The following is a 19,005-nucleotide window of genomic DNA, read 5'->3' as shown; positions in this document are numbered from 1 at the left end:
AAAATGAGCTTGATCTTATGATTATATAGCGGCTGAACTCGTTTAATCACGAAAATACCCCAATACCAAGTAAAACAAGGTTAAGGGATAGGCATCTTGACAATGCCTATCCACAAAAATAGTTATTAATGTTATGTCTTAATTATTGTCCATCGACCTTAACGCTGAACTTCATTGTGACCGTTTCAGAAGGTGCTAAAGCAAACTCAGTTGATTTCAAATTGTTTGCTGTATTCGATACCGTACCTTTTGATGCAGGATCTAGTGCAGCTGCTGGTGTTGTACCTAAAGTGGTATAACTTGGCACCGCATCCGTGATCACAACTTTAGTTACTGCTTGGTTACCTTCATTCACCGCCTTAATTTGGTAAATGATACAAGCACCAGGTTTAGCTTGAAGCGTTGATGTTCCGAAATTGCCTTCTTCAACACCATTACAATCAGCGTCTAGCGCTTGTAATTTTTCCAAACGGACTTGACCAATGTTCACTGTAGTTTTATCAGTTACAGTGACAGCTGCAGGGGCAGCAATACTGTTCAATTCACCTGTCGGAGTGATGGTTACAATAGATAGATCGGCCTGACCTGCAGTTGCATTACTTGGTGCTTCAACTTTCACCAAGATACTTACGCTTTCATTTGGCGAAAGACCATCTGCACCATTCGTCGCTGTTAGCCACGCATTAAGATCAGCGCCAGTAACCAACTCACTCGCGTCAGCAACACCATTATTGTTTTTGTCCACATAAACTGAGGTTACAAAGCCACTATTTGATGGGTCATGCGTGATTGCAAATGGAAGTGTACTCCCCCCTGTCACACCTTCTACAACGTTACCGTTGTTGGTCAAAGTATGCTTATAAACAATCGTACCACCTGGAGCGACTTGACCTTGTTGATCAGCTAAGAACGACAGTCCACGCACAGCTTCTACAACCAGACGATCTTTCATCTTGTCGGTTAGGCCAGTGGCAGGAGAGTTAATCGTGAAGACAATATCTTGGCTATTTGCAGGCGTTGCATTTGCAGAAGGCGTCACTTTGGCACAGAAATAAGCCGTTGCATTTGGCTGAATTGCACCTGTGTTGGTCACTTTAGTTGAAGAACACACCCCATTTGAATCTGCAACAAAGTACTCAACTGTCCAACCTGATGGTAATGGTTGATCTGTACCGAAGTTATAGTTGTCTGCAGTTGAACCGCCATTGGTCACAGCAATCGGGAATGTTCCTGCAACACCTGGTTTAGTCGTTACTGTCGTTACAATATTCGCTGCAACATATGCACCTTCACCTGTAAGTGCAGTATCATTTTCTATATAGTCTTTATTACCCTTACCATTACTCAAATCGACTTTAGACGTAGTGATGTCAGTAATACGTAAAGTGATCTTATCGGATAAAGTGCCATGTACAGGTGTAATGGTTAGGATTGTATCTAGGCCAGGGGCTGTAATCGGCCCTGTATAACCATTTGGCAAAGTAATACGTGCAGAAATTTCAAGATGACCACCAGAAGCCAATGGACCACTATCTACACTTGCGTCACCATTGGTGTCTGTTAATGGTGTATTACCATCTGATTTTAACAATTCAACGATAGAACCTGCTGGTAGCTTAGATTTATCGACTTTAATGTTATATGTCTCAGTCACATTACCTAGGTTATGAATCCAAATATCTTCAGTTGAGCTTGAAGCACCAAATAAGATAGGTGAACCTTGAACAGCAGTGGTAGAGATTAAGTCATCTTTAGAACCCGCGACTTCAGCATCTGAGTAAGGGTCTGTTGCTAAATCATTGATCGTACCAATATAAGTCGACTGAACTGTGACATCATACGGGTTCGTAGGTTGTGGGCTTTCTGTACCTGGACCATCTGGGTCAAATGTTGCGATGTTAGTAATTTTACCCGCTGGCGCACTTGCGTTGACTGTTACTTGGAATGTCAATTTTCCTGTGCTGTTACGTGGTACTGATGCCAATACCAACTGCGCTTTACCATTGGTAAATTCGTACTTCGCTGCTGTTTCGTCACCAGTAGCATCTGTCAATGCCGCTGTTTGACCACTCCAACGCGCAGACCCAGCAACGTACGTCACACCTGCTGGCAGGATATCTTCAATGGTTAAATTAGTTGCGTCAGCATTACCTGTGTTTTTATAGGTCAACTCATAAGTCACCGTATCGCCACGAGTTACAGCAGTAACATTGGCAGATTTCGTGACTTGAATCACCGCGCCACCCACGATTTTCACTGTATCCGTGTTCACTTTGATATCACTTGAACCGATGAACGTGCTTTCTGCTGATAAAGTCAATTTACCCAAGTCATTTGCCTGAGCTGTTGATGCTGTTGTACCCACAACCACTAAACCTGCAGACTCACCCGCATTTAAGGTAATAACCTGACCCATTAAATTGGTGTTGTTATCAGGCACGCCGTCTTTATTCGCATCTAAGTAAATCGCAATATTTGAGAAATCAAATGCATCACCAGCGATGTTTGCCAAACTTAATGTGAACTTATCTGTTCCATTACCAGTGTTGGTCAAGACGTGTGATAGGGTCACCACACCGTTCGGGTTCGCAGTCGCACTACGGTCTTGTTCAAGTGTGAAACTGCCCACTTGTAAAACAGTCGTTTTGACTTCATTCGATGTGACAGTACGTGTGGTCGAAGTACCATCCACATACGATGCCGTTGCAATGTTACTAATGTTCGTACCCGCAGCTGGCGCAGCCGCATATGTGGTGCCTGTAGCAAAGAAAGCAAACCCACCTAAGACTGTCGCAATTGACAAATAAAGGTTATTTCGCTTTGTTGTTTTCAAATTCATAGACATGAAAGTCCCCCGACTCCATCGGAATGATGTGTGTAAAATTGAGAAATTAATCGTTTGCAGTATTTACTTTGGCTTGTGCACTAACCGTTACGGACTTTTTCGCTGGTAACTCTACAATCTGCCACTGTAAAGCGCGGTATTCTTTCAATGGAATATTGACCAATTTTCCATCTACTTTTTTCTTTAATGGCATTGCTGAAAAGTTGACACCATCCGTGCTCGCGAGTGCACCTGAAGGCAGACTTGCACCCAAATATTGAGTATCGGCAGGAATCGGTAATGTCGCTTTTAAGCTTTTGATGCTACCTGTCGTGTTGTTGGTATACGTCGCACGATACTCAATCACATCCTGCGGTTTAATTGAGTCTGCAGCTTTAAATTGTGCATTCCCCTTATTGTCTACAACTTTTTTGAACGCTTTAAGCTGAACAGAGACAGGCTCATTATTGGTCGCTGCTGTTACCGCCATTGCACTGGCAGCAACCCCAACAAACATCAAACTAATTGTCATTTTTTTCAGCATAGAATTTTTGTTTAACATGATTTTATCCACTGCGAACCAATGCGAATTTTTTGTGACACTAATCACTTTTTTATAAATTAATGCAACAAATCTCAAAGCAATATTAAACAAAAAACACACAAACAACCATACATTATTTAAAAAAAATGTTAACCAGTTCACCTTAGGCTATTTCATATTGATACAAAAAATCACAAAAATAAAATCAACTTATTGATATTTATTGTTTTTTTAATTTTAAATTAAATTACATACAGAAACATTTGCAAGAGATACAAAAAATTACAACTGACAGAAAAAACTTAAATGCTCTTCGAAAATCCTAAATGTTGTTTTTTTGAGAGAATTATCTGGATAAAATAGATGCTATAACTGTCTTTAAATCACTCAATTAACGCTTATCATTTAATATATTTTTCAAATAAATACGCAGAAAATCATAGTCCTATATATCAAAAATGAGCAATAAAAAGCCCCTTCGTGTAGATCTCAGAAGGGGCTTGTCATATCACAAATTAACTAATCGGGAATCCGTACACAGAAACCCACTTGTCCCTTTTGTTTCGGTGCCAACACACCAGGAATTGTCCATTTCAACTGCCCTGCATTTGCTTCAGTTTGACAACCAGAAGCTGTACACGACATCGTTCCATAAACCGTACCCACGGGAACACTATCTTTTAGAACGATATCGACTAAATTTTTGTTTGAATTATTGATATAGGTCATTTGATATTCCAAATAATCCCCTTTCGCAGCTTGGTTTGACACAGTAAACGGCGTAGTATTATTGCTAGGTGCAGGACATGCTGTCGTTTTACGGACCAATTTACTAATACTTAAGCCTGCTGTCCCAATAGTCGTAATGTCATTCACACTATTACTTTCTTTTGCCGTAGCACTGCTATAAGTGGCTTTTCCATTGACTTTAAAACTCGCAATAAACCGATCACCACCTTGCGCTGTGGTTGGTGAAATCACTCGCTGAATCAAACAAACTTTTTCATTGGCTTTGATGGTGCGACTCGTCAGTAAACTCTCACCTTGATCTAACTCCGCATTACAGTTGCTGTCCACGTAAATTAAACTCTGCCAAGGCTGATTATTTGCAGGTTGCTGCTCTTTGCTTTCCATTAAATTGAGCACATTCATCACACTTTTAGCCGTCAATTCATGCGGATAATCCACCACATCTCCAGCCACAATGGTTTTTTGTCCATTTTGACTTAAGACCAATTGCAACTCAGCATCACCAAATAAGAAGCCTTCATAACTGGTGACATTATTTGCTTTTGGAATCGTAAACTGATCATTTGTGCTATCTGCTGTCGCTGTAACATTACTTGCTTTTGCAGAACTTACTGAATCATAGCCTGTTACATTTCGTTGTACGAGGCAGACATTACTGCGTCCAGAAAAGACATCTTGTAATGTTTGGATTCTAAACTCACCATTGGCATTGCTTGTAGCAGAGGCCAAAACGGCTTTGCTACTACAATCTTGCAATTCAATAACACTGCCTGCTATTCCCAACTCACCCGCATCTACGGCACCGTTATAGGCCTTTGATGTATCTGAGGTTGTACCACTGTTATCATTAAAAACGCGGCCAGAAAACACATAGCCTGCGTTCTTACTATTCGTCACGCGGCAGATAAACTTAGACGCAAATTTCACATTTGCTGCTGGAATAGTTTGAGTCAGTCCACTTAAGCTTCCCAAATTACCTGAGCTATTCCCTGAAACAGCGGCATTGCTATCGATACATTCCACACTCTTAAGTGAATATAAAGTTGAAGCTGATTCAGCAAAACTAATCACTGTGTTTGGGGTCGCGTAGGCTACCGTTGAACCTTGCTCAACAGGTGATGTACTATTTTTTAGGCGCACAGACTGTGCCGTACCAACAACAGTTGTTACCACTTCTCCACTGGTAATGATTGCAGCATTGGCATTGCTCAAATTTGAAAAAGAACTAAAGTTGAAACTGTCGGTGCCATTTTCAGACACTTTATTCATTTCAAAAGTTGGCTTTAAACAAGCATTCACTTCATTTAAACCAATACCAATATCATCTCCTGCCATACCAGAACCCGCATAACTCTGGAATTCTGTACGAACAACTTTCACACTACTTACTGTAGTTGGTAATGTAATTGTAAAATTAATTGAACCAGGATCTGTTTGGTAAGACGTTAAAGCATAATCCGCTTGTGCAACTTGAGCACCATTTAAGGCATTGAACGATGCTGTAGTATTTGAACTTTTACCCGGTGTGGTTAATACAGCATACACAACACCATCTACCAACACTCGCATGGTCGCACCTGTTGTGTTGGTTCGTGGATAACCATATGACCAACTCAAACGCCCTCTCACCTGTAAAGCACCATTTGCACCTGTGCCATACATGATGCTATTTGGAAGAACTGTTGGACTACTACCTGCTGTTTTTAGATTATTCTCAAAAGCCGTTAATGTATTGTCTGCATCATATTTTCTAAAAGTGGTATCAGACACAAGATTCACGGCCTGACTCGCTGAACATTGATTTTGAGAACTCCCTGTTGTTACAGGCGTATTCTGCATAATCGTCATGTTTGCTGTAGCACTGTTATTTGCAGAGTTGCGATCAAAAACACTCGTAGAAATAGATGCAGTATTGGCAATAGAACCGGCTTTATAAGCTAACCCTGATATGGTGAACTCTAAATAATTGACATCTTTCCCATTTGCAGGAAGGTTCAATCCAGTTGCAGTTAAGCTATTGCTACTTTCTGAACTGGTCATTGTCGTTGGGCAAACAGCGGTTCCATATTTCGTACAAGTCCAAGTTAAACTCGCAATATTTGCAGGAACAGTATCTATTAATGTGGCATCTGTAACTGCTAATCCACCATTATTCCAAGCCTTAATCGTATACTTAACAACCTCACCTGTATTGTATGTAGTCTTATCAGAGACCTTTGAGACTTCCAAATCTGCCGATGCCAATACGGTATCTTGGTCTGCTGTCGTACAAGTGCCCGTCGTTTGGTTAAACGAACGGGTAATACCGTTTGCATTTAAAGTTGTACAACTTACCCCTGTTGAAGAACCTAATGTTGGTACTTCTACTGTAGCAGTATTTGTTACCGTACTACCTGCCGCCGCGTCAACACGGGCTGTGACTAAAATTTCATAGAACTCACCAGAGGCTAAGCTTCCCGTGTCAATAGAAGCTAAATCAGTTAAATCTGGAGCCACGGTACATTTATTATTGGCAACTGTACTGCAGGATATGGCAGTCACTGTTAACCCTGTCCCAATCACATCCTTGAGTAATGTTCCTGTATACGTATCTGGGCCATTGTTAGCCACACGAACAGTATAAGTCGTTGTAGCCCCAGAATAGACTTGAGTTGTATTATTGGTTTTTGAAACAACTAAATCACCTACCATAGAGTCAACACTGGAAGCACTAAAAACAAAAGCATCTCCAGAGTCTGAACTCCAGCCCAAGGTGCTATTCCCCGTGTAATCAGACGCAATATAAACTCTAAATCTTAATGTTCTTATACTATTGCTATTCTCAACTTGTACGCTACCACTGGCCCCACCATTTGCTCCAGTACCATTATGGTTTGAATTATTGTTTCCCCCTGTGGTCGCCCCATATAACGAAGCAGAGTTCGTAATGTTAAGTCCATTAACACTTAAATTACGACCAGATAAACGTCGGATTGTTGTTCCACTCGGAGGACTACTCAGTACAAAATTCGTGGTAATCCCAAATGCTGTATTCCCATTAGAACTAATAGCAACCCCACCCATACCAGATAAGTTAATGACTGGATTCTTGACATCACGGTTAAATGTCACCACTACATCACCAAAGTAATAACCTAACCCCCCCTCTCTTGATGATGTATTACTTCCGTTTGAACTGCCCAAAATACCGGCTTGAAGCAGTACACGCGTACCATAGTTAAGGTTAGCATCAATACCCGTTCCCATAGTTGGGTTTAGACGACTTGAGGTAAAATCAGAACTGACTGGGCTACCCTGACCATTTAGCGGAATAAAAATCTGCCGTTCACTTGTACTTGAGCTACTACTCCCCCCAAAGACCAACCCGTTTGTATATTGCTGATTTTCGAGTGTGTATGTAACTGTGGTTTTTGGAAAATAACTTGGGCTAAAAGTATTTGCCGTTGGGTTATCAGCATTAAATAAATATGTATTGGTTTGAGATGAAGTTGTTGGTCCTGTTCCTGCTGTGCCACTTGCCGATGAAATTTCTAAAGTAGGAACAGCAGCAATTGCGACCGAATTTAACACCAATCCAAGACCTAGGCTTGCTGAGAATGCAATAATGCGCTTCATTGACTTAGTTCCCCACATATTTCACCCCAAATTCTAAGCTATGACTTTCATTGCTTTTTATTGCCGCAACTGAACCCTTAATTGCACCTGACTGTCCAAGTGCTGGTGCAGTTAATGAACCCACTTCACAGGTTGTACAACTTGGCGCTTTACTCATCACCATCGCCTCAGGCGTATAGTCATAAAAATTAAATCGACCAATTGCCGAAGCACCCAAATTCTTCACGGTTAATTGATACAGAACACATTGCCCAGACCCATCTGAATTACGTGTAATCGGCAATACATTTGAGGTATACGCGCCATCTGCCACGCCATCACAATTATTATCTTTGGCTTGTAACTTGCTCAAACGGACTGGTGCACTAGTGATGGTTGTAATGTCTGTCGCTGTGTCTAATATCGTACCCGCACTATTTTTTAGGCTAATCACAGAGGTATTCGCCACTCCGACCGTGTTATATGCGGTATTCTCAACTTTATTAAAAATACGAATCTGTGCTTTGCTGCTAAGAATAGAAGCATTCACAATAGATAAGTTTTGAATAATCGGGTCAGACGCATCTAACTGCCCATCATTATTGGCATCATAATAAAGTGTTGTGGTAAAGCCAGTTCGATCATTGGCAACGCTTAAATTATCCGTTGCTGACAATACAGACGTTCCCCACGGTTTTAAGGTGTGGGTATAAACAATACTGCCTCCTGGGGCAATTTGCCCACGTAAATCAGGTTCTAAACTCACCCCACCTTGACTCGCATTTGAGTTAATCGTAATTGCATTTTGAATAACGTCATAACCATTACTTGGCGCTGAGGTCATCAAATTAGACGAAGCCACTTTAAAATAAATTGGAATCGGTTGGGTTGTGGTCTTGGCATCCGCCCGAATTTCGACCACAGCGCAATAGAGCTGTGATTCGCCATTATTCAACAGTCGCGTTGAAGCAATTTCCACTCCAAGCACTGAACAGTTTGCCGTCGTTGTAGAAAAATAGCGAACTGAACTAATTTCAGTAGGCAATGCAACCGTCGCAAAATTATTATCGGCATCGGCACTAAAACTATATGCCGTCGCTTGACCTGTATGACGTACAGTGAATGGGAACACCACCGTTTGATTATTCACCCCAGCTAAAGTTTTCCACGGCGCCCCCCCGCTCGACACATTGCCATTTCCTGTACCATTTGCCGTAGTTTCAGGACTATTGATCAGGTCAACCAACCGAGAGGCTGTACTTTGAATCAGTGATGTACGATCTTGTACCGTATCTGTTTTGGTATTGTCTAAAATCGATTGTGCTTTAGGCACAATGTTATACGTGGTATTGGCTGTATCTATATAGTCTGCAGGGAACGTGACTTTCACAATTATCGGAAGTTTAGCGCCTGCATCTAGCGTTCCCGTATCAACAATACCGTCATTATTACTATCAAACAGTGGAGTGACGCCATCTGCACGATAGAATTCCAATACACTACCTGTCGGTAAATTATGGCTGTTAAAAGTTAAATTGAACCGATCTGCTACCGTTCCTGTATTCCACACATAGTTCTCAAAGCTAACCGATCCACCACTACTTACCGCAGATTTAGTCAGTAAGTCTGCGCCACTCACACTATTTACATCCGCATTAATCACCACCCCATAAATCGGTTTAATGTTTAATACTGCGGTGTTGGACTGCGTGGTTAAATTTGCTGTAGTAGACAAACTATCATGGTCATAATCCATATTGGCAAAGTTGGGAATCTCACCGGGTGCAGTACGAGCAACCCGAACACGGAACTCAATATAGCCTTGCGCATTCGCAGGGACATTGGTGATTTGCGCACGAATAGTTTTACCATCCGTATCGAGGTAATAATTGATTCCTGTTGGATCATTACTGCCTGTCGCAGAATTCAGTGCTTGCCCATTCCAGTTTTCATTACCCATGACATACGTCAACTGCGTGGTATCCAACAAGTCACTGATATTCACTACACCGCTGTTATTACCATTATTGAAATAGGTTAAACGGACGGTTGCGATATCCCCATTCACGACGGTTGTTTTATCAAAACTCTTGGTTAAATTTAAAACTGCCTGATCCGTGATGCGAGATGTATCAATGTTATTTTGAGTCAGACTGGGTTGTTGTGTAGAGGTCGCTGTGAGTTGAATCTGACTGGAGCTATTTACGGCTGCTGATGAAGGAATAATGGCTTTAATAATCAGTGCAACCGTCTCTCCAGCATTTAAGCTATATTGGCTAATCGGAGTATTATTGTCTGCAACACCATTTCGATCGGCATCTAAATAAATTTCAATATTGCTATGGGTAAAACTCCCCCCTGCAATTTGACTGCCCAACAAATTATAAAGGTCGCGTTCGTTCCCAGTATTGGTTAGAACATGGTGATAATAGACCGCCTGCCCTGGACGCACATATTCCGTTCGGTTATCTTTCAAATTCAAGTTATAAACAGGAATCACCGTGGTTTGAACCAAATTGGAACGTGCCACTTGAACCACGGTAGAGCCTTCTTCTTTGTATTCACCCACAGCCATGTTACTGATGACCAGAGCATCAGCAAAAACCCAAGTCGATGCTGTTGCCCCCAACAAGCACAGCATGGCAATACGGATATTTCGAATCATTTTCTTTTCTGCAAACATTTTCCGAGCCTACTCTTAAGGGTTAACACGAATAACAAAGTAGAAATTGGCTTCTTGGTTTGGATCTAAACTACTCACCAAAGCAGAAACTTTGTCACCAGAAGATAAGTTTGTACCTGACGGAACAATTACAGGCGTTCCTACTAGGCTGGTATAAGCTGGAACAACATCATTAAACTGCACATTCTTCACCACTGAACCACCATCATTTTTAAGTGTCAGCTTATACACCACACATTGATTTGGCTTGACCAAAACCAACTGAGTTGAATAGCTCAAAGATGCTAAATTAGTGGTTGTACAGCTACTATTCGCTGCTTGTGTTTTAACTAACTGTAAATGCCCCGTTGCAACCGTGGTCACATCTGTATTTTTTAAGTTATCTAAATGAATGCCGTTAAAGTCAGATACTTCAACCACGATATCTGCCTGACTCACCACACCTTCTGTTGCAGAAGGAGCCGCCTGAACTTTAAGTAAAAGTTGAATGTCAGCCTGCGCCAATAAGCCCGCACTGCCCAAAAGCTGATTTAAACTGGTTGTTGCGCTAATAATTTGGTCTGCACTATCAATCTGACCATTTTTATTCGCATCATAATAAAGGGTATAAACAAAGCCATCATTTTTAAGTGGTACAACTTTCAAATTCACTTGAGAACCTGCGTTTTCACCTTCTGCCATATTGCCCAAATTCTTTAAAGTATGCGCATAGACAATCGTGCCGCCCACACTTACCTGCCCCTGCTGATCATTGGTCAGGGTGAGTAAGCGCGCGACATTACTTTCAATTTGGTTCTTAATCGAGTCCGCTTGTTGATTAACCGGTGATTGAATCGCAAACCAAATCGGTGTTGTAAAATTCTGTTGGCTTGCGTCAACATCAATCACTGCACAATATGTCTTGCTTGCTCCTGCACCTAAGGTTCCCGTATTGGTAATTTGCTTACCCATCGTTTGACAGCTTGCATCACCTTCATAAAATTTGACGCTAAAACCCATTTTAGCGGTAAGCGCAATATTGGCGACATCAATCGCGCTAAAGGATGCATACAAATTATAGTTATTGGCTTGGGTTGAATTATTCTTTGCCACCAAAGGAAAAACCGCTTTACCCGAAGTAGCTTTAACCGTACGTAAGGGTTGACCGGCGTTATCCACGATCCCTACGCCTAAACCCGATTGGTCAGCATTATATAAATCACTGCTGCTGGATGTAGCAGTTAAAGCTGTAATTTGGTTACGAATCGGGTCAGAGACTGTACTTGAAGCAATGGATGTTGCAACTACATCAATATTGATAGTGTTGCCACTGCTGGTACAGCCTGTAGAGGCCGATACCCCAACCTGAATTTGTTTTACTGCCGCATTTGAAATCGAACCTGTGTCGACTTTACCGTCCCCATTGGTATCCGTAAGTAAAGTTTTTCCATCCTGCGTGTAAAAATTAACTGTGGCACAGCTAGGTAGATTGTTATTGTTTGAGCTATAACTTAAATTATAAGTATCTGTGGTATTGCCGATGTTCCAAACATAGTTATTAAAGAAAACTTCTTGCCCTGGTTTCAAACTGGCTTGAACCACTAGGTTATCGGGACTGCCATTCGGGTTACCAAGGTTCGTTGCTGAACTGGATTTATTATTTAAAACCACCCCATAGACAGCAGCTAAGTTGTAAATGACGGTATTGGAGAAACTGCTCAGTTTTACCGTGGTGCTATCTGTATCGTATTGTACAAAACCTGCCGTGTTTGGAATTTTATTTGTCGCACCTTGTTTGACTTTGGCTTTAAAAGCTAGTGTGCCTGATGTGAGTGGTGCAACAGCCGTAATACTGGCTTCTAGACTCTTCCCATCAGGTTTAAGTTGATAGGAAATTCCCGTATTGGCAGATCCTTCTGTATCATTTGCATCGGTGAGTGCAGTGCTATTCTGATTCCAAACTGCCGACCCTGATACATATTCTAAAGAATCATCCAACACATCTTGCAGCACGACACGACGTGTTGCTGTCCCTGTATTCCGATAGGTCAAAGTATAGGTAATCAAATCACCAATATTGCCTTCACTTGTACTTTGCGCTTTAACGAGAGAAATCACAGCATCATCGACAACGCGAATCGTATCTGTGACTTGTGCAGAAAGCGTAGCATTTTGCTGGCTCACAGCTTTGAGGTCTAAACTACTGAGCTGATTAAAGGAGACATTTGTCGGGATACTGCCCACAATCACAACTGCTAAAGATTGACTCGCATTGAGCTCAATTGAACCTACCAATAAGTCTTCAGTATTATCTGGTAAACCATTTTGATCGCGGTCTGCATAGACCTTTACATTACTTAAATCAAAATTATCCGTACTACTTTGTACTAAACCCAATGTATATCGATCAGCAGTATTACCTGTATTGGTTAAGATGTGTGGCAGATTCACAGCCCCACCAACCACACCATATTGGTTTTGGTTTTGTACTAAAGTCAGTGAGTACGTTTTTTGCACTTCCAATGCCACGGGATTGGAATTGACCAATAAAACATTCCCCATCTCATCGGTATAGTCCCCATATGCAACGTTATAAATATAGCTTCCCGGTTGTGTAAATGCATGTGCTTATAATTAAAAAAAAAAAAAACACGACAGAGCAGAAAATTTCTTTTTGTTAATTTTCATATGAATTAGCCAGCAAAAGTACAAACTGTGTCACAATTCTATACTATTTTGTATCATAGTTGTTATTGTGATTGCATATTTATTAGATAAAATTTGTACAGGATACTTTTTGTTCTTTCTGGCCGTATGAATTCTTATTTATTTCAAGCCAAATTGATCCAAATTAACTCATCAAAAAAAACTTATCGAAGCATTGTTGTATAGCGCTGATGTGCGATAGCTCACTACACCCTCGTTAAAAAAACGCCCAATGAGCTCATCGGGCGTTTTTTAATAAGTAGATACCTATTTCAGGGCGACTAAACTTTAAATCCAGTATTACAACGTATGCTGGTCTTTCACTTCTTCAAGAACCTCATCGAGTTCTTCAGGGTTTTTCATCAAGTGGAGAATAGACAACACAAGTCCACCCCATAAAAACACCATTGAAATGATCATCATCACGATTGCCGAAGTATTCATTTATGCTCTCCTAGCGATCTTTCATTTTACTGAGTACGATTGCAACGACACCACAGAAAATCACGCTGCCCCATCCGAATACACCCTGTAGACTCATACTATAACTATCATAACCATTTTTCAGTAAGTTAAATATGGTCATGCTCAAGGTCGTTAACAAGATCAATGAGGTGATTACCGTTAAAGTAAATGCCCAGCCTTTGCCCAATTGAACCGTTGAAATACGGTTTACGTGATCACGAAGCTCAATCAATGCAGAACGCTTAAACCACGCCACACTGATAATCGACAATAATGCACCACCGATAATCCCGATGTTATTGATAAAGTGATCCACGATATCTACCAGTTTAATCGCATTCACACTGGAGAATAAGATCACTGAAACCAGTGCACTACCACCACCAATAATGGTAACAGCTTTTTTTCGGCTCCATTTTAACTTATCCTGCATCGCTGCAATTGGCACTTCCAAGATACTGACCATGGAAGAAATACCAGCAACAAATAATGACGAGAAGAACAATAGACCGAATAAATCAGCACCCGCTCCTAAACTTGAAATGATTTTCGGGAAAGCAATAAATGCCAGACCAATACCGCCACTCACTACATCTTGAACTTCTTTGCCTGCGGTATGCGCCATAAAGCCCAATGCAGCAAAAATACCAATACCCGCCAAAATTTCAGTTGAAGCATTGGCAAAACCAACGATCAGCCCCGAACCAGTCAAGTTGGTCTTTGGCTTTAGGTAAGATGCATAAGTCACCATGATCCCGAAACCCACGGAAAGCGAGAAGAAGGTATGACCATATGCCGCCAACCACACTTTATAGTCCATCATCGCAGACCAGTTCGGTGTAAAGAATGCATTTAAGCCTTCTGCGGCACCGGGTAAACGAAGTGATTGCACTACTAAAATAGTGAATAAAACGAATAACAACGGCATGAAAATCTTATTCGATAATTCAACACCTTTTTTAACCCCACCAAACAGAATAATTAAGGTCAGTGCCCAAATTCCCACGATTGGCCAAAATAAATGGCTCACAAACTGAAAATCAAAACCTGTTGCTTTCGAAGTTTGTAAGTAGGTATTAAAGAAGAAACTTTCAGGATCACTGCCCCATGCCTGACCAATCGAGAAGTAAACATAGCTTCCCGCCCACGTCAGTACGCTGGCATAGTACAAACCAATGATGATACACACACAGACTTGCCACCAACCCAGCGTTTCACCGCCTTTAAACAAAGCCCGATAGGCTTTAGGTGGTGACCCCGAACTACGGTGTCCCGTTGCATAATCTAAAAATAACAGAGGTAAACCAGCGGTAATTAAAGCCAATAAATAAGGAATAAGAAAGGCGCCGCCACCATTTTCATAAGCAACATAAGGGAAACGCCAAATATTACCTAAACCTACAGCCGAACCTACAGCTGCAATAATAAAACCAGATCGTGATGTCCAGTTTTCACGAGTTCCTGACATAAAACACCTAAACCTAGGTCCCTTTTAATTGCTTTTTATTTGGTTATCTCGCAACAAAAAAGAACCATTTAATATTAATCTTGAGTGTTTGATTTAGCTTCGACCTTTTGGGTACAAGGTTCTAAATGACAAACAGAGGAGTTTTCACAAAACCTTGGTTAAAGTGTGTCGATTAAACTTCCCTTTTATATGGTTCAACAATACTCACTTTTATAAAAATATTCTGTAATTTCTACTTCAAATATTCCATTTTTATAATGTGTGCTGATTCAACCGTTCAATTAATCAGCTTATTTATTGTACAAAATTAGTTATAAATTAACAAACTTTTTGGAATGATTTATTGCGCCTATTTTCCTTCATAAAATTTCAAGATCCTGCATCGATACTCAACCTACTAAAAAAATCAATCTAAAAGACGCTAAAGCTATCAATCTCCTGCATAAAAACATTACTTTTCACATTTTTATTCAAATATTCACTCCATCTAGAAAGATTGATCATCTTTCTGATGAACATCACATGCATAAATACGGCTTTTTAATATTATTCCGTACTTACAGTGCAGTCGTATTTAAAACTGCGCGATACCAGTGATGCTCTATATTTAAAAGAGAAACCACCAAAGCCAGTCATTGCGTAGAACATCATCAGTTTCACTAGATCAATCCAGCATTCATCAGACTATTTAAAAGATGCTGATCTAAAGCACTAAGCAAGAATTATAAGCCATTCACTTTTGTCAGCTTAGGCTTACAAATAGCGTGGTTAAAATGCTGTATGAACAACAGCCATCGCCATGTATATTTAAATCATCAGGAAACAGGACGTTTCCCAAACTTAAAACAACAATAATCAGTTTAAGCATCAGGATGTGAGATATGACAGGAGTTGTATCTAAACACTGAAATACAAAGAAACCTCGACAGGATGTCGGGGTTTCTTTTTATCTATATTTCCACAGTTAAAGCTGAATATAAGTCCGAAATCCTCGACTCGCATAGTACGAAGCAGCGCCATTATGATAGGTAAACGTACGACCATAGCGCTGATCACAAAAAATTGCCCCGCCTTGCTGACGTAATTCAGCTGGAGTTTCAACCCAACTGGATGTTTTCAAGTCGAAATTAAAAATCTGCTGTAAAGCATAATACTGTTGTTCCGTCATTAAGCTTAAGTCATAAGCCTGTACCCAATCTAGCACTGTATGTTCAGGCGGATGGTCTTTACGACTCAATAGTGCCTCTCGGTCATAACACATGCTCCGTCGCCCTTTTGGGGACTCAATTGAACAATCAAAAAAATACACATCTTGTGTATTCGGTAAAGCCACGACATCGGGCTCACCACCACTTATTTCCATTTGTTGTAACGCATATAGTTTTTCAGGAGACTGCAAAAGTTGTTCTCGGACAAATGCCCAACTAATTTGCATATGACGTTCAGTATGCTGTTGAAACCGTTGTTCTAAGGTATTGAATAAATGTTTAGTTTGCTCAGGTTCGAGTTTTTTCTGCTGCTTAATCATTGTTATTGTGCTGCCCTATTTAATGCTACCTTTAGCATAGCACTCTCCTTCAAACACGACCAAATATCACCCAACGGTACACCGATTTTGCAAAAATAAAGGCCCTCAAAATGAGAGCCTTTTATTTTTAGGATTTGATTAAGAAGATGCTTTGATTGAACTCGAAACTTTCACCTGAGTTTTAACTGCTTCTTCAGCACTATTTAAACGGATAAAAGAAACCGCTATCGCAGCAAGCACCGCAGGAATCGCCACAGCAATAAAATTCAACTTATGTGGTAATTCCATGCCCAACAATACACCAATGACAATTGGACCCACGATTGCACCCACACGGCCAATGCCAGATGCCCAACCCAACCCTGTTGAACGAACAGCTAGCGGATAATATTGCGCCACATAGCTATATAGTAAAATACTACAACCGATTGAAGCGGCTCCTGCAAGTGCAACCAATAAATAAATTACAGGTTGTGGTGAATTAAAGCCTAAACCCACCAATGCAAATGCCCCGACAGTCAACATGCTAATAATGACAGGTTTCAAGTGGAAACGATCCGCAAGCACACCACCACCAGCAGTGCCAATCACCGCACCAATGTTCAAGGAAAGGAGGAACATTAAACTGCTGCCCATCGAATAACCCGCAGCCATCATCAGTTTTGGTAACCAGCTTCCTAGGGCATAAACCATCAATAAGCACATGAAGAAGCAGCACCAAAATAAAACTGTACCCATACCACGGCCATTTTTAAACAAGGCAGCGACAGATGCATCAGGGACTTTAGCTTCATTCAGCACTAGAACAGTAGCTGAAGTTACAGTCTCTTCAGGTACCAGACGTTGAATAATGCTGCGTGCCTTTTCTGTTTGCTGGTCTTTCACTAAAAAAGTGACTGATTCAGGTAAAAATTTCCATAAAATCGGAATAAACAGTAATGGAATACCAGCAATGAAAAACATGATCTTCCAGCCAAATGTTGGCGTAAATGCAACACCTAGTAGTGCTGCCATAATCCCACCCATTGCATAGCCACTAAACATCGCGGTCACCAAAGTACTACGAAACTTCTGCGGCGCATATTCCGAAGTTAAAGCAACCAAATTCGGTAATACACCACCAATCCCAAGACCCGCAATAAAGCGTAAAATACCAAATTCAGTCGGGTTTGAAGCAAAGCCACCCGCAAAAGTGAACCCACTGAACAACGTAACACAGATAATAATGACTTTTTTACGGCCAATTTTATCGGCCAGCATCCCAAATAGCATTGCACCAAACATCATGCCTGCTAGGGCAGTACTGGCTAGCATTCCCGCTTGAACAGCCGTCATACCCCACTCTTTCATTAAAAGCGGTAAAGCCACACCGTTAATTGCTAAATCATAACCGTCAAACAAGACGACGAATAAGCACCACAAAACAACCGTTAAATGAAAAGGCTTAAACTTAGCCTGATCGATTACAGCATTTACATTCATTGTTGTCGCTGTCATTTTTCCCTCACCTCCAATTGTGAGCTTTATTATAAAAAGTGAATTAAAATTCACTTTTACATAAAATGAATTATAATTCAGTTTTTGTCTATAAATAAAACAATTGAAACAGCATTTTTTGGAAAAATTAGACTAAAGTTGTATAAAAATGACGTAAAATAATTTGCACTACATCAAATTCTTTGATAAATGGTAGATATTTCACATAATTTTAAATTATATAAATGTATTTTTGTATAATTTAGCGTGTATTCTCCGCTCTAATTCTCTTCTTTCCCACTTAATATTTCTCTTTTTCTTTATTATTTAATATTTTCAGCATAAAAAAAAATCCCCCTCAGCGATTAGCGGAGGGGGATTTTGAATTAATGAGCTGGCGATGACTTACTCTCACATGGATAACTCCACACTACCATCAGCGCTAAGAGGTTTCACTTCTGAGTTCGGGAAGGGATCAGGTGGTTCACTCTTGCTATTGTCGCCAGCACAACTGTTTATGACTATTCGTTGGGTCTTATTTACACATTGTGTATGCCTAACTTTCATCAAATGAGTTATTAACAGAACATCTGAGTTAATTTAATTTGCACATTGTACTTAGCTTTATAACTAAATCAAGTTGTTTGCAGTGATTTGAACCACAACACCAACTGTTTGGGTGTTGTATAGTCAAGCCTCACGAGCAATTAGTATTGGTCAGCTTCACATATCACTATGCTTCCACATCCAACCTATCAACGTCGTAGTCTTCAACGGCTCTTTAGAGGACATAAAGTCCTAGGGAAATCTTATCTTGAGGTAGGCTTCCCGCTTAGATGCTTTCAGCGGTTATCCCTTCCGAACATAGCTACCCGGCGATGCGACTGGCGTCACAACCGGTACACCAGAGGTTCGTCCACTCTGGTCCTCTCGTACTAGGAGCAGATCCTCTCAAATTTCCAACGCCCACGGTAGATAGGGACCGAAC

9 protein-coding genes and 2 rRNA genes are annotated in these 19,005 nt (G+C 40.8%); all 11 read right to left on the bottom strand.

All coding sequences use genetic code 11. The features are described from left to right. Positions 1-142: 142 nt before the first annotated feature. Entirely contained in the window at positions 143-2,845 is a 2,703-nt protein-coding gene (locus WH214_RS01700) for a hypothetical protein (RefSeq protein WP_339421964.1), read from the bottom strand. 46 nt (positions 2,846-2,891) lie between these two features. Further along, the gene (locus WH214_RS01695; protein WP_339421963.1) at positions 2,892-3,386 is read right to left on the bottom strand and encodes a hypothetical protein; all 495 of its coding nucleotides are present in this window, start codon (positions 3,384-3,386) and stop codon (positions 2,892-2,894) included. A 501-nt stretch (positions 3,387-3,887) separates the two neighbouring features. After that, complete coding sequence (locus WH214_RS01690; RefSeq protein ID WP_339421962.1) at positions 3,888-7,733, bottom strand: prealbumin-like fold domain-containing protein; 3,846 nt, start codon at positions 7,731-7,733, stop codon at positions 3,888-3,890. 4 nt (positions 7,734-7,737) lie between these two features. Then, positions 7,738-10,395 (bottom strand): hypothetical protein, encoded by a 2,658-nt coding sequence (locus tag WH214_RS01685; protein ID WP_339421961.1) that lies wholly within the window; start codon positions 10,393-10,395, stop codon positions 7,738-7,740. 15 nt (positions 10,396-10,410) lie between these two features. Next, a complete protein-coding gene (locus WH214_RS01680) occupies positions 10,411-12,936 on the bottom strand; it encodes an isopeptide-forming domain-containing fimbrial protein (RefSeq protein ID WP_339992748.1) in 2,526 nt (841 codons plus the stop codon). 444 nt (positions 12,937-13,380) lie between these two features. Next, positions 13,381-13,524: a methionine/alanine import family NSS transporter small subunit gene (locus WH214_RS01675; RefSeq protein ID WP_081313279.1), complete on the bottom strand. Its 144-nt coding sequence runs from the start codon at positions 13,522-13,524 to the stop codon at positions 13,381-13,383. Positions 13,525-13,534: 10 nt separating this feature from the next. Further along, complete coding sequence (locus tag WH214_RS01670; protein WP_224467933.1) at positions 13,535-15,013, bottom strand: sodium-dependent transporter; 1,479 nt, start codon at positions 15,011-15,013, stop codon at positions 13,535-13,537. Positions 15,014-15,977: 964 nt separating this feature from the next. Further along, positions 15,978-16,538 (bottom strand): DUF4256 domain-containing protein, encoded by a 561-nt coding sequence (locus WH214_RS01665; protein ID WP_445206341.1) that lies wholly within the window; start codon positions 16,536-16,538, stop codon positions 15,978-15,980. A 141-nt stretch (positions 16,539-16,679) separates the two neighbouring features. Then, positions 16,680-18,038 carry an MFS transporter gene (locus tag WH214_RS01660; protein WP_339421958.1) on the bottom strand — a complete coding sequence of 453 codons (1,359 nt, stop codon included), beginning with the start codon at positions 18,036-18,038 and terminating at the stop codon, positions 16,680-16,682. 371 nt (positions 18,039-18,409) lie between these two features. After that, positions 18,410-18,524 (bottom strand): 5S ribosomal RNA (rrf, locus tag WH214_RS01655). 179 nt (positions 18,525-18,703) lie between these two features. After that, positions 18,704-19,005 (bottom strand): 23S ribosomal RNA (locus WH214_RS01650); the annotation flags it as partial.

The sequence above is a fragment of the Acinetobacter sp. MYb191 genome (assembly GCF_037572605.1).
In the GTDB taxonomy this organism is placed as follows: Bacteria; Pseudomonadota; Gammaproteobacteria; order Pseudomonadales; family Moraxellaceae; genus Acinetobacter; species Acinetobacter johnsonii.
Note: the sequence above shows the minus strand (reverse complement) of the source record. Positions and strands in the feature narration are given on the sequence as shown.

Bases quoted from the DNA above. Each gene is read 5' to 3' on its own strand.
- WH214_RS01700 (WP_339421964.1), bottom strand. From the start codon at position 2,845: ATGTCTATGAATTTGAAAACAACAAAGCGAAATAACCTTTATTTGTCA.
- WH214_RS01685 (WP_339421961.1), bottom strand. From the start codon at position 10,395: ATGTTTGCAGAAAAGAAAATGATTCGAAATATCCGTATTGCCATGCTG.
- WH214_RS01670 (WP_224467933.1), bottom strand. From the start codon at position 15,013: ATGTCAGGAACTCGTGAAAACTGGACATCACGATCTGGTTTTATTATT.
- WH214_RS01695 (WP_339421963.1), bottom strand. From the start codon at position 3,386: ATGTTAAACAAAAATTCTATGCTGAAAAAAATGACAATTAGTTTGATG.
- WH214_RS01660 (WP_339421958.1), bottom strand. From the start codon at position 18,038: ATGACAGCGACAACAATGAATGTAAATGCTGTAATCGATCAGGCTAAG.
- WH214_RS01690 (WP_339421962.1), bottom strand. From the start codon at position 7,733: ATGAAGCGCATTATTGCATTCTCAGCAAGCCTAGGTCTTGGATTGGTG.
- WH214_RS01680 (WP_339992748.1), bottom strand. From the start codon at position 12,936: ATGGGGAATGTTTTATTGGTCAATTCCAATCCCGTGGCATTGGAAGTG.
- WH214_RS01675 (WP_081313279.1), bottom strand. From the start codon at position 13,524: ATGAATACTTCGGCAATCGTGATGATGATCATTTCAATGGTGTTTTTA.